This is a genomic window from Bacteroides sp. ET336, assembly GCF_024733815.1.
In the GTDB taxonomy this organism is placed as follows: domain Bacteria; phylum Bacteroidota; class Bacteroidia; order Bacteroidales; family Bacteroidaceae; genus Phocaeicola; species Phocaeicola cellulolyticus.
Window position 1 is genome coordinate 1 of sequence record NZ_JANRHK010000025.1, and the last position, 13834, is coordinate 13834.

Sequence of the window (13834 nt, forward strand, 5' to 3'; positions counted from 1 at the left end):
TCAAAAAAATTACAAGAATACAGATAACTCTTTGTTAATCAATGAAAAAATAAAGAATATTTTTTTCGATACTGTTACAATACTTGAAAATAACACTTAATATTACACATTATAATAATATTAATAAAACATACCACTTCTACTCATGACAGAGAATCATCATAATCATCAAGACGATTATTCCACAAATATTTTCTAGTCTCTTTCACTATCACTCCAGACAGCAATAACAATGATATAAGATTTGGTACAGCCATAAAAGCATTGACTATATCAGCAAAGCTCCATACAAGAGACAAATTAACTACAGAACCTACATAAATCATAATAATCCATACTATCCTGTATGCAAGCATAACCTTTTTCCCTCCAAGATATTCTACTGCTTTCTGCGAATAATATGTCCATCCCAAAATAGTACTGAAAGCAAATGTCACTATACCAAATGAAAGAACCGGAGTTCCTATATATGGAATTTTGGCAAAAGCCATCTTTGTCAAAGCCGCATCACTTGTATGGTCTATATCCGGATAAGCCAGAATACTACTAACCAAAACAAGTCCTGTAAGAGCACAAATCACCACTGTATCCCAAAAAGTTCCGGTAGAAGAAACAAGAGCCTGTCTTACGGGATTGCGGGTTTGTGCAGCTGCAGCTACGATAGGCGCCGACCCCAAACCCGATTCATTTGAAAAAAGTCCTCTCGCTATACCATATCTGGCAGCCATCATTACGGTAGTACCAACGAAACCACTTCCTGCAGCTCTTGCAGAAAATGCAGACTCGAATATGAGGTTAAAAGCCTGTCCCAAATAAGCATGGTTGACAATCAGGATATATATACACCCCAAGACATACATAACAGCCATAAACGGAACGAGTGCAGTGCAAACTTTCGCTATACCTTTCACACCGAAAATCACTACGAGAGCAGTGAGGACACTCATACATATACCGCTAAAATGCGGAGATATATTATACGACTCATTAAGTAAAAGAGAGATAGAATTAGCCTGCACAGTATTTCCTATTCCAAAAGCAGCCAGTGCTGTAAAAATACAGAATAATATACCCAGCCACTTCATACCAAGACCTTTTTCAAGTGCATACATAGGTCCTCCTATCATTTCACCTGAAGAATTTTTCACCCTATACTTTACGGCAAGAAGACCTTCGGCATATTTTGTTGACATACCAAGAACTCCTGTAAGCCAACACCAGAATACAGCTCCCGGTCCACCTAAAGCCACAGCCGTTGCCACGCCTATGATATTTCCCGTTCCTATAGTTGCAGCCAAAGAAGTGGCCAACGCTCCGAACTGGCTAACATCACCATCAGCATTACCCTCTTTAGAGAACGAGAGTTTCAAGGCTTTAAATAAATATAACTGAGGAAATCTTAACCTTATAGTCAGGAAAAGATGTGTACCCAAAAGCATAATTATCATTGGCCATCCCCAAACCAACGAACTGAAATCCTTAAAGAAACTTACTATTGAAGATAAATCCATTTGTTATTATTTTGAGCGCAAAAATAACAAATAAACATATATATCCAATAAAAAGTAATAATAAAATCGTAAAATATAAATTTGAATAACATTAATACAATTACACAATAGGACATAAGTTTCTCACCTGTTCCTCAAATTCCTCTCTGTTTTTTGCCTTATTCTTGACTGCAGTCCTATAATTATAAATAGTCTGAGGAGAGTAGAACAACAAAGTCGCTATTCTGGAACTATCCTTTATTCCCAATCTGATAAGAGCAAAAATCCTCAATTCGGTGTTCATAATCTCCCCCTTTCCAGGAATAATACTTTCATCTTCCCTCAAAAGCAAATTAAACTCATTAACAAAATTAGGATAGAGTGTAAGAAAAGCCGTATCAAAATTCACAAAGAACTGCCTTGCATCACTGTCAGTCATTTTGCTGTTGTTTGACATTTTCAGCAAGTCATCAATCTGCCTTGCTTTCACTTTTCTCTTCACCAAATCCTGATAGTTGTTAAGCTTATCTATATATGCAGCACACAGTTCTATAAAAAGACTGACATATTCCTCACGCGTACGATTAGTTTTCAAAAGTTCAGAATTCAAGTTTTTAAGCTGCATATTCATCTCTGTTACAATAGCCCTCTGCCTGCCCAGCAACTTAAATTGTCTGAAAATATAGAGCATAGCAAAAACCAACATAATACTCAGGAAACTTATAAAATAAACCGACCTTACAAGCACCTTATTCTTTTCAATCCATTTATTCTGATAAGTATTTACTATAGGAGGAAATTTTTTTGCTATCTCAAGCATTCTCAATCTGTTATTATAAAACATTGCATCCTCCATAGAATAATTGATATATCTGTTTGCCCTCTCCAAATCAGGCTTCTGACTCTGATATAGCAACATCGCAAGCTCCTGCATAGACAGATTTTCCTTCAACGGACAAGTTATATCCGAAATGGCAGACATCACAAGATATTTTTCATACTCCTGCATATTTCCCTGTCTTTTATGCGCAAAAGCCAGACCGCACGTTACGCATGCATACAATCGTGTATCTATTTTCAAACCTTGCAACGCTTTTTCATAAAATTTCTGTGCTTCCGGCTGTTTTCCTTTTCTTGCAGCCAATTCACCACTGAAATACATATATTCCTTAGATGAAGGATTCATCACCATAAGCATAGAGTCAATATACAGAACTTCTTTATCTTTAAAATCAATGGAAAAATCATCATTGGCTGAATATTCGCTCCATACACTATAAACCCACTCATACGCAGAAAAATAATCCAAAAGCAACGATTTGTCTATTTTATTTCTCTCTATACTGTTAAGTATGTCCAGCGACTGGGAAAAATATCCGGTTGTAGCAAGCAGCAGAGAACGGTTAATCTTACACCGATGAACATATGAGTCGGCTCCAGATTTTAATGCCATTTCATCCATCAACGACAAATAATAAAGTGCAGAGTCTGACCTGTATGTATAATATTCATCAAAAACTTTACTATACAACTCAAACAATTCTGCATTACTCATATAATGAGTTTTCATGTTCTTGATACTGTCAATACGAGCCTCCTTCCTCAAACAAATTTCATCTCTACGTAAAAGAACCGCATCAAGTTCATCATATAACTTTTCAATATCATTCACCGCACTGATAAATGACACTTTCATTATAAGCAGAAAAAATAAAAATATTTTCTTCATAAATCATTAATTGAGGAGTATGACACAAAAATAAATAAAGTTTCCGATAAATCAAAATCTACTTAACACGCTAAAACTATAACATTTAAACAACTGATTTTATGGTAATTACATAAAAATGTATAATAAAACAATCTACTTTACATCTACTATAACCTAAATAGATGGGTGATTAATCTTATATTTGTATATCGTTCATTGAAAAACATTATTTTTTATCACCAAAAGGTAAAAAACTCAATAACTAAAAATAATAACCATGAAAAAATTAATCATCGCCGGTGCACTTGCGTGTATGACTTTACACACAAATGCAGAAAACAAAGTATTCCGTATTTCAACAAATCAGACAGACCTGATACTCCAGGTAGCCGACAACGGCCGTCTGTATCAAACCTATTTAGGTGAAAAATTACTTCACGAAGAAGACATAAAGAATTTAAGATGGGATGTACATCCTGGATCTGATGCCAGTGTAAGCCAGCGTGGATGGGAAGTTTACAGCGGTTCCGGTAACGAAGAATTCTATGAGCCTGCATTAGCAATCACTCATAACGATGGAAAGACATCTACATATTTATATTATGTGTCTTCATCTACAAAAGAAGTGGAAGGCGGTACACAAACTACAATCAATCTTCGCGATGACAAATATCCTGTAGATGTTACACTACACTATGTGGCATATCCTGAAGAAAACATAATCAAGACATGGAGCGAAATCAAGCATCAGGAAAAGAAACCTATCATTCTTTCCACTTATGCTTCGACAATGCTATACTTCAACCGTGCATCATACTATCTGACAGAATTCAGCAGCGACTGGGCAAAAGAAGCACAGATGAGTAGCCAACAGCTTCAGTTTGGAAAAAAAGTAATCGACACAAAACTTGGAAGCCGTGCAGCCATGCACACACATCCTTTCTTCGAAGTAGGACTTGACCAGCCTGTGGCTGAAAACCAAGGAGAAGTACTGATGGGAACACTGGGATGGACAGGTAACTTCCGTTTCACTTTCGAAGTAGATAACGTTGGCAATTTGCGTGTAATTCCAGCTATCAATCCTTATGCATCAAACTACGAACTTCCTAAAAACGAAGTATTCACTACACCTGAATTCATATTCACTCTTAGCTATAACGGAACTTCAGAAGGAAGCCGTAACTTCCACAACTGGGCCAGAAACTACAGTCTGAAAGACGGAAAAGGCGAAAGACTTACTCTTCTGAACAACTGGGAAAACACCGCATTCGATTTTGACCAGGAAATATTGGCAGAACTGATGAAAGAAGCAAAACATCTTGGTGTAGATATGTTCCTTCTTGACGACGGATGGTTTGCAAACAAATATCCACGTAAAGATGACAAAGCCGGACTTGGCGACTGGGAAGTGACACACAGCAAACTGCCTGGAGGTATTCCTGCACTGGTTAACTCAGCAAAAGAAGCCGGAGTGAAATTCGGTATATGGATTGAACCTGAAATGGTGAACTCTAAGAGCGAACTGTTCGAAAAACATCCGGACTGGGCTATACACGATGAAAACAGAGAAACTTACTACTACCGTAACCAGCTTGTCCTTGACCTGAGCAACCCCAAAGTACAGGATTACGTTTACAGCGTAGTTGAAAATCTGATGAAAGAAAACCCTGAGATAGCATTCTTCAAATGGGATTGCAACAGTCCTATCACAAACATCTACTCTCCATATCTGAAGAACAAACAGGGTAATATGTACATTGACCATATACGCGGTGTATATAATGTAATGAAACGTGTAAAGGAAAACTATCCAGATGTACCGATGATGCTTTGTTCAGGCGGTGGTGCGCGTTGCGACTACGAAGCACTGAAATACTTCACAGAATTCTGGTGCAGCGACAATACAGACCCGATAGAACGTATCTACATTCAGTGGGGATTCTCACAGTTCTTCCCTGCAAAAGCTATGTGTGCACACGTTACAAGCTGGAACAAGAACACTTCAGTGAAATTCCGTACCGATGTAGCTTCTATGTGCAAGCTCGGTTTCGATATAGGTCTTAAAGAAATGAGTGCAGAAGAACTGGAATACTGCCAGACTGCCGTTAGCAACTGGAAGAGACTGAATCCTGCAATCATGGACGGTGACCAGTACCGTCTGGTTTCACCATACAAGTCAAACCACATGGCAGTGAACTATGTAAGTAAAGACCAGAACAAAGCAGTATTGTTCGCTTACGACGTAAATCCTAGATTCCACGAAAAACTGATGAACGTAAAACTTCAGGGACTTGACGCAAACAAGAAATATAAAGTAGAAGAAATAAACCTTATGCCTGGTACAGAATCAACATTCAAGTCAAACGGAAAAGTTTATTCAGGCGATTACCTCATGAAAGTTGGTCTGGAAGTATTTACATTTAAATATGCCCAGAGTCATGTAATTGAAATTACAGCAGAATAATACAAAGACTAAATACTGGACTAAGTTTCTCATTAGTAAAATAGGCTGCCTCAAATATTTGGGACAGCCTATTCAATTATATAAGAACCTTAAATTCCTGACAGTAAACAATCAATAATCCGATTCATTCGCCAAATTCCACATATTAAGAAAAGAAGCCTTGGTTATATCCACCACCTTTTCCCAATTCAGCCTGTCTGCATGATCCGATGGCTGATGATAATCAGGATGTCCGTCTGTATGATACCATATGATAGGTATATCAAGTACAGCAAAAGATGCATTATCACTACCTCCTACAGGACGATTCCATGAACGATAATCAGGCTCCAGATGAAGTCCATAGCGGATGATATCATCTTTAAGCCACTTTCCGAAAGCCGGATGTGAAGCAGTATAGAAGTAAACTACATGATTCGGACTATCAGGTTTGCTGTTACGCCCTATCATATCAAAATTCAAATACCCCTTTACTTTGCCGATAAAATCACAGCTCTGTACGAAATAGCGTGAACCCAGCAGTCCTTTCTCTTCACCATCCCAAAAAGCAATTACAACATTTCGCATTGGCTTATTACCGCTTGCCTTAAAGGCACGCGCAATCTGCAATACAGCCGAAACTCCAGATGCATTATCGTCAGCTCCATTATAAATAGGATCATTGGATAGAGTCTCATCAACACCCAAATGATCGAAATGTGCACCAACAATAACATATTCGTCAGTTTTCTCTCCGGGGATAATACCCAATACATTAGCCATGCGTAATACACGGTATGTACCATTCTTCAAACTAGAGATAGAATCAGGATGAACCTGCCAGCGAGCTCCTTTCTGTTGCCTTTCTTTGGCACAGGCCTCAAAATGCTGGAAATAACTGTCACCATAGAGAGGGTTAATACCTGCCTCTTTCAGACTGGCAGCCAGATAACGTGCCGCAATACGCGAATATATTGTTCCGGCTTCTCTACCTTGTAGTTCATCGTCTGCCAGAAAACCGACAATAGCTTCGGCAGAAACACGATTAATACTGTTCAGACCTCTATCAACAGCGGTCTGGGCATAAATGAACGGCGTTCCAATCTGAAAAACGCCACACATCATCAGGATGGAAATAACTGTTTTTCTCATAATTAACGGCAAAAATACTGATTACTTTCCAGACTACATATAAAGTATATCATCTTTCAGAAAATAATTAAATTACCATTACAATGCCTTTACCGTCTTTCTCAACTTTATATCCTTGCTTGAGGCACCTATCATGAATTCAAATTCACCTGGTTCTACTGTCCATTGCATATTACGGTCCAACAGCTGTAAATCCTCAGGAGTAAGTTCAAATGTCACCTGTTTTGTTTCGCCCGGATTTAAGGAGACACGCTCGAAACCGCGCAATACAGAATCGTATGCTATGACACTGCTATACTTATCGCGTACATAAAGCTGGACAACCTCATCTCCCTGACGCTTTCCAGTATTGGTGATGTTGAAAGTTATTGTATAATTTCCCTGAGTTCCCTGCTCAAGAGGAGAAACATTCATATCGGAATATTCAAAACTTGTATAACTCAGTCCATGACCAAAAGGATAAAGGTCACCCAACACACGTGTAGAACCGGAACCATTAGGACCGAATCCCGGCTGACTTCCATGTGAACCTGGCTTGAAAGGGAAGTTCAACTCTATCTGACCGACAGATTTTGGGAAAGTAACAGTAAGTTTTCCACCAGGATTATAATCGCCAAACAGTGTTTCGGCTATTACCGTTCCTCCCTGACAACTTGGAAACCATGTTTCTAGAATTGAAGGTATATACTTATCTGCCCAGTTGATAGTCAGTGGCTGTCCGTTTATCAATACCAATACAACAGGCTTCCCTGTAGCATACAAGGCTTCAAGCAATTCCTGCTGGCGTCCGGGAAAATCAAGCGAAGTACGCGAACGGCTTTCACCAGTCCTGTATTCATCTTCTCCCAACACAGCTATAATGACATCACAATCCTCAGCCTTTTCAACAGCATTCTGAATACCGTCCTTTTCTGAATCCGAAAGAGACTCAGGCAATATCTCCGTTGAAGGCCATCCTTCATTGATTATATCACAACCTTTGGCATAATCTACCTCCACACTGCCTTGAAGATAGTTGCGCAAACCTTTCAGTACCGTTACTTTCTCCAGTCTGTTCGGACCATAACGGCTTTCCATGAAATTACTTTCATCAGCCAGCGGACCGGTTACAAGTATCTTCTTTATCCTGTTTTTGTCAAGAGGCAAAAGATTTCCATCGTTTTTCAGCAGTACCAGAGACTGCTGCTGCATCTGCTTAACAAAATCCATATTACGATCCACACCTCCAACTTTATCGGATTCTTTTATTTTCTCCACATAAGGATGGTCGAAAAGTCCTAGACGGAATTTCACACTCAACACTTCACTCACCCGCTTGTCTATCGTAGCCATAGATATTTTCTTTTCCTCGATAAGACGGCGGATAGGCATAATGAAATCAGAAGGCGGAGTGAAATGAGTTCTGACATTCAATCCGGCTTCCAGAACCTGGCGTACAGCCTCATCATATGTTTCCGCCACACGATGCTTTGTATGAACAAACTCCACAGCCTCACTGTCACTTACCACATATCCATCGAAACCATACTCTTCCCTCAGAAGTTCGGTAAGGAAATAATAGCTGGCTGTAACAGGCACACCGTCCCAATCATTATAACTGCTCATTACTCCCATCGGATGTGCTTCGCGAATCACTTTCTTGAAAGGATACAAATAAATCTGATGCATTTCCCTTGGAGCGACATGCGGGTCTGTTCTGCAATTACCGTCCCTGCCACCTTTCGGAACACTATATACAGCAAAATGTTTCAGTGTGGATGCAACACCCTGCGACTGTATTCCATCCACCATCTGTGTTCCCATAGATGCTATCAGATAAGGATCCTCACCATAACACTCCAGAGTACGTCCCCATCTGGGATCACGAACCACATCAAGGATAGGAGCATATACATTAGTATATCCCAAAGCTCTAGCTTCCTGTCCCACTATCTCTCCTGCTCTATACACAAGTTCCTTATTCCATGTACTTCCTATTGCTATTGGAGCAGGCAAGGGAGTCGCCTTGGTATGATTAAGTCCGTGAATACCTTCATTACTGAAATCAACCGGAATACCAAGCCTTGTCTCCTCTACAAACCATTTCTGGATTTTGTTGATAGCCTCAGCATGATTACTGAACGGATAGAGCATCTGCTCTACCAACTTCGACTTTCCCCCTACGCCATTAAGCATCTCGTCGATATTGGCTATTCCATCCTTCCAAATTTCATTTTTCCAATTTTCTGTAGGAAGAGAATCCTTCAATACACGCCCGTATCCATAGAGTGTTGCCAACTGACAAGTCTTCTCATTGATGTTCATCTGCAGCAACAGGTTTTCAACCCTCTTTTCAACAGGCTGTGAAGAATCTTCATAAATATCCTTCACACCATTCTTGTTGAAATCTATCCAACCTTTGTGATAGATATTTTTGTTTTGTGCTCCTGCAGGAAAAGCCAACAGCAAGCCTCCTAATAATAGATTTATGAGTTTGTTCATAGATGTAATAATTATTTTAACTTCAATTCAACTATACAATCAATTTCCGGCTCCAGATTGTCTGTATGCAGAACTATTCCTCCTTTTATTTTTTCATAAGAAACCTTGGTACCAGTATTCAGATTTACTGCACTCACTACTTTATCTTTCAAAGGCAAGGTAACAAACTGTGGCATATTGTCTGTAAGTATATGTACATACAGTGTATTTCCTTTTCTGGTTGTCGTTCCCCAATCAGCTGTCATTACATCACCTCTTGTTGTGCCATAAACAGTTTCACCATACTTGGAAAGCCATTCACCCATACCTTTCAGACGTTCCAAAGCTACAGCAGGAATTTCACCGTTAGGCTGAGGACCTACATTCATCAACAGATTTGCTCCTTTACCGGATGCTCTGACAAGAAGTCTTATAAGTTCGGAAACCGATTTATAATTCTGATCCTGAATCTTATATCCCCACATTCCGTTCATAGTCTGGCAAGTTTCAAGAGGAAGCTGTCCTATCTCAGATTCAGAAGAAAGTCCGGCATTGTTTTCTCCCGGCAGATCGCGTTCAAACATCTGAAAATCCTCACCCTCTATCGGTTTCTTATGATGATTGTTTCCAATCATACATGCAGGCTGAAGCTTATGAATCAATGAATACTGTTCGTCAAGGCGCCAGTCGAAATCATCCGGCTGATCCCACATTCCATCAAACCAGATTGCGCCTATAGGCCCGTAATTGGTCAGAAGCTCTGTCAACTGGTTATTCATAAAATCAAAATAATCATTCCAGTTTCCATGTTTTGTACGACCGGTGTTTCTACCTGTTCGTCCGTATGGATAATAATCCTCGCGCGTCCAGTCGAGATGTGAATAATAAAGATGCAGTTTTATGCCCTGTTTCTTACATTCCTCCGCCAGTTCTTTCACTACATCGCGCTTGAATGGAGTGGCATCTACAATATTATAATCCGAATATTTTGTATCAAACATGGAAAATCCGTCATGATGTCTGGTTGTAAAACAAATATACTTGGCACCGGCCTCCTTTATAGCGGAAACCCATTCCTTTGCATCGAAACGTATAGGATAGAAACCTGAGGCTGCCTTGGCATATTCATGACAGTCGATACCTGCATTAGTCATATACCATTCACCCTGACCAAACATACTGTAAATTCCCCAATGGATGAACACTCCAAATTTACTGTCGCTGAATTCTTTGCGTGCCTGTAAATTACTCTCGGAAGGTACATAAGATGATTGTGAAAAAACCGGCATTGACACAGCGATGCTGTTAAGGGCTATAAAAGCCAAAGTTTTAAGTTTTAATGATTTCATAATTATATGACTAAAAGGTTATTTGTTTTTAATTTGTGACTATCAATATATACATCGACAAATATACAAATATATATAGAATATTTATTTCGAATTGTAATAAATCATATGCAGAATAGTTGATTTTAAAACGGGCGTTCGTTTTACTTAAAATGGGCGTCCATTCTATTTAAAACGGGCGTCCGTTTTGATCAAAACGGACTGTCATTTTTTTTAAACGTATCAACAAGGAAAATCCGATTAATATACGACTTAATATATGACGAAACGTATAGACATAAAAAAAGGAGTACCGCTGTACTCCAACCTTTGTTAACCTTAAAATCTAATACTATGAAAAACACAGTACAAAGGTACGGACTTTCTGGTAATCTGCAAGTATTTCAGCCAAAAATCTATGCTTTATAACATAGTTTAATAAATAAAGAAAATGCTCCACGTTTGTTAACAACATGAAGCATTTATGTTAATTGTTAAAATACAAATTTTACAATCCAAGTTTAGCAGATATGTCAAGCATACGCTTAATAGGTTTTATTGCTTCTTTAGCTATCGCTTCGTCCACCACAACCTCAGGCCATTCGTATTTCAGTGTGTTATAGAGTTTCTCCAGAGTGTTCAGGCGCATGAAGTTACATTCATTGCATGCACATGTACTGTCTTCAGGAGGTGCAGGAATGAAGTTCTTCTCAGGACATTTGCGTCGCATCTCGAACAGTATTCCGCTTTCAGTAGCTACTATAAAATCTTTCTTGTCACTGTTAATTGCATGTTTCAGCAATCCTGCAGTAGAACCTATCTTGTCTGCCAGCTTGGCTACCGCTCCCTTACACTCAGGATGTACCAATACATCGGCATCAGGATACTGCTTTTTAAGCTCTATAATCTTCTCTACAGAGAATTTTTCGTGTACATGGCATGCTCCGTCCCAAAGAAGCATATTTCGGCCTGTAACGGAATTTATGTAGTTTCCAAGGTTCTTGTCCGGACCGAAGATCATTGGCTGGTCGGCAGGGAAGCTTTCCACTATCTGTTTGGCATTGGTAGATGTAACCACAACGTCTGTCACAGCCTTGACTGCCGCACTTGTATTGACGTATGAAATTACGGTGTGGTCAGGGTGCTGCTTAACGAACTCGGCAAACTTGTCGGCAGGACAGCTGTCGGCCAACGAACATCCTGCGTTGAAATCCGGTATGAGAACTTTCTTGTCGGGACACAGTATCTTTGCAGTCTCTCCCATGAAGTGAACACCGCACATCACTATTATCTCGGCATCGGTCTTTGCTGCCCACTGTGCAAGCGCAAGGCTGTCGCCAATGAAATCGGCAATTTCCTGTATTTCGTCCGCCTGGTAGAAGTGCCCCAGTATCACGGCATTCTTTTCCTTGCGGAGCTTGTCTATCTCGGCTTTCAAGTCCAGTGTCTTATCTACGGGTTCATCCACATAACCCTTTTTCAACCATTCTTCTTTCATAACTATAAATATTTTATTTTTTCTTCTTTTTAAAAGAAATCCTATGATGCTATTAATAGGCTGTTGATTGTGTTAGCAAAAATAATACTGTATTTCTTGCTTTTTAAGTTATTAATATAAGTGCTTACTGTATCAATAACGATTCAACAGTGTTAAGTGCTGATAATTCAGTACTTAGTTGGTATATTAACATTTTGTTGATATTGTGCAAAGTTAAAAACTTTCTGTTTATCAACTATTCATTTCTTATTAAAATTGTGTTCAAATTGTTTCGGAAACTTTCCGGTAAGTTTTTTGGATTGTTGGTTTCCTGATTCTTATAAATGTTTGATTCATAAATGCAAGAAATAGTTTTAAAAATCTATTCTCATGTTTTCTACACCTTTTCAACAGATTTCAACAGGGTTATTAATATTGTTTTTATCTTTGCGGACAGTAATTGTAAATAAATAGGTATGTCTGAAATAAGAAAGCTGAAAATAACGGAAATGAACCGTCTGACGGTGGAAGAATTCAAGGAGGCAGACAAGCTTCCTTTGGTTGTGGTACTTGATGAAGTGAGAAGTCTGCACAACATTGGTGCTGTATTCCGTACTTCGGATGCTTTCCTTGTCAACAGAATATATCTTTGCGGAATTACGGCCACTCCTCCTAATGCAGAGATGCACAAGACGGCTTTGGGGGCAGAAAATACCGTTGACTGGAAATATTGTCAGAACACACAAGATGCTGTAAATGAGTTGCATGAGGCTGGATATACAGTATTGTCGATAGAACAGTGCGAAGGTAGTACGATGCTTGGTGATATGGTTCTGGATAGGGACAAGAAATATGCAATAGTAATGGGAAATGAGGTGAAGGGAGTAAAACAGGAGGTTGTTGACATGTGCGACGGATGTATAGAGATACCTCAGTATGGCACAAAACATTCACTGAATGTATCCGTAACTGCCGGAATTGTGTTATGGGAGTTTGCCAACAAGCTTATGGAATTCAGAAATAAATAACTGTTGATAATATTATTAATAACGTAATTATCCACAATATAAACATTTGTAAATCATGTGTTTATATTGTGGATAAATGTTTTATAGCTGTCCGTTTTCAACAAGGGTAATTATACGTTCCACCATCTCGTCTTCATCTTCAGGTCTGTATTCTTTTTTGAGACTGGCACCGAACAGTGCAGCGAATGTCTGATAGAATCCGGCTTTGAAAGGTCCCATGAAAGCCTTAACCAGTTGGTATGATGATTGGTTACATTCACGGTTTACCAACTTTATCAACAATTTACCCTGTGAAAATGTCAATTTCTTCATTCTTGGGGTGTATTGCTCCTTCAATCCTTTTTCTACAGCCTTGATATGTTTGTCTTTGGCTTTTTCGTCGGGGAGAGTTTCCAGATATTCGTATGTTTCTATTACAATGTTTCTTATTTCCTTTGCTATAGGCAGTGTCTTCTTTACGTCCCTAACCAGGCGATAATAATATCTTTCCTGTTTTTTATTTTTAAATTTCATTTTAGGGTACACATATACATTCCTGAGAGTTATATATGGTATAGTGTCTCCATCATAGACACATACTTTGACCATATATCCTCTGTTATCTGGAGAATCCTGTGCTTTCAATTTAGGAATTGTTAAAAAGCACATTATTGTCAATATGTATATGTATTTACTCATTGACGCAAAAATAGGAATAAAAACAATTATATGGTTGATAAAAGTATTATTTTTTGTTGTTCATAAT

The 13834-nt window shown here is 38.8% G+C and carries 9 protein-coding genes; 2 read left to right on the forward strand and 7 right to left on the reverse strand.

All coding sequences use genetic code 11. The features are described from left to right. Positions 1-143: 143 nt before the first annotated feature. Together NW213_RS15420 and NW213_RS15425 are read right to left on the reverse strand one after the other, a co-directional pair. Positions 144-1511, reverse strand: coding sequence for a sodium:alanine symporter family protein (locus NW213_RS15420; protein ID WP_235340553.1), 1368 nt, complete (start codon positions 1509-1511; stop codon positions 144-146). A 100-nt stretch (positions 1512-1611) separates the two neighbouring features. Then, positions 1612-3219 carry a DUF6377 domain-containing protein gene (locus NW213_RS15425; protein WP_258323337.1) on the reverse strand — a complete coding sequence of 536 codons (1608 nt, stop codon included), beginning with the start codon at positions 3217-3219 and terminating at the stop codon, positions 1612-1614. Positions 3220-3478: 259 nt separating this feature from the next. On the opposite strand from NW213_RS15425, the gene NW213_RS15430 reads away from it, so the two are divergent. After that, a complete protein-coding gene (locus NW213_RS15430; RefSeq protein WP_258323338.1) occupies positions 3479-5665 on the forward strand; it encodes an alpha-galactosidase in 2187 nt (728 codons plus the stop codon). Positions 5666-5776: 111 nt separating this feature from the next. On the opposite strand, the gene NW213_RS15435 is transcribed toward NW213_RS15430, so the two are convergent. The 4 genes from NW213_RS15435 to nadA form a co-directional block, all read right to left on the reverse strand. Further along, entirely contained in the window at positions 5777-6766 is a 990-nt protein-coding gene (locus NW213_RS15435) for a M28 family metallopeptidase (protein WP_375338167.1), read from the reverse strand. 108 nt (positions 6767-6874) lie between these two features. Then, a complete protein-coding gene (locus NW213_RS15440; protein ID WP_258323339.1) occupies positions 6875-9277 on the reverse strand; it encodes a glycoside hydrolase family 3 N-terminal domain-containing protein in 2403 nt (800 codons plus the stop codon). A gap of 11 nt (positions 9278-9288) precedes the next feature. After that, positions 9289-10605 carry an alpha-L-fucosidase gene (locus NW213_RS15445; protein WP_375338164.1) on the reverse strand — a complete coding sequence of 439 codons (1317 nt, stop codon included), beginning with the start codon at positions 10603-10605 and terminating at the stop codon, positions 9289-9291. A 487-nt stretch (positions 10606-11092) separates the two neighbouring features. Continuing rightward, complete coding sequence (gene nadA, locus NW213_RS15450; protein WP_204443950.1) at positions 11093-12082, reverse strand: quinolinate synthase NadA; 990 nt, start codon at positions 12080-12082, stop codon at positions 11093-11095. Positions 12083-12546: 464 nt separating this feature from the next. Between nadA and NW213_RS15455 the strand changes: the two genes are divergently transcribed. After that, positions 12547-13089: an RNA methyltransferase gene (locus NW213_RS15455; protein WP_258323347.1), complete on the forward strand. Its 543-nt coding sequence runs from the start codon at positions 12547-12549 to the stop codon at positions 13087-13089. A gap of 81 nt (positions 13090-13170) precedes the next feature. Here NW213_RS15455 and NW213_RS15460 read toward each other — a convergent pair whose 3' ends face one another. Then, positions 13171-13737 (reverse strand): DUF4294 domain-containing protein, encoded by a 567-nt coding sequence (locus NW213_RS15460; RefSeq protein WP_258323348.1) that lies wholly within the window; start codon positions 13735-13737, stop codon positions 13171-13173. Positions 13738-13834 lie beyond the last annotated feature (97 nt).

What these genes read in the sequence shown, in the direction of transcription:
- nadA (WP_204443950.1), bottom strand. Translation starts at nt 12,082, where the DNA reads ATGAAAGAAGAATGGTTGAAAAAGGGTTATGTGGATGAACCCGTAGAT.
- NW213_RS15425 (WP_258323337.1), bottom strand. Translation starts at nt 3,219, where the DNA reads ATGAAGAAAATATTTTTATTTTTTCTGCTTATAATGAAAGTGTCATTT.
- NW213_RS15440 (WP_258323339.1), bottom strand. Translation starts at nt 9,277, where the DNA reads ATGAACAAACTCATAAATCTATTATTAGGAGGCTTGCTGTTGGCTTTT.
- NW213_RS15430 (WP_258323338.1), top strand. Translation starts at nt 3,479, where the DNA reads ATGAAAAAATTAATCATCGCCGGTGCACTTGCGTGTATGACTTTACAC.
- NW213_RS15435 (WP_375338167.1), bottom strand. Translation starts at nt 6,766, where the DNA reads ATGTGTGGCGTTTTTCAGATTGGAACGCCGTTCATTTATGCCCAGACC.
- NW213_RS15460 (WP_258323348.1), bottom strand. Translation starts at nt 13,737, where the DNA reads ATGTGCTTTTTAACAATTCCTAAATTGAAAGCACAGGATTCTCCAGAT.
- NW213_RS15445 (WP_375338164.1), bottom strand. Translation starts at nt 10,605, where the DNA reads ATGAAATCATTAAAACTTAAAACTTTGGCTTTTATAGCCCTTAACAGC.
- NW213_RS15420 (WP_235340553.1), bottom strand. Translation starts at nt 1,511, where the DNA reads ATGGATTTATCTTCAATAGTAAGTTTCTTTAAGGATTTCAGTTCGTTG.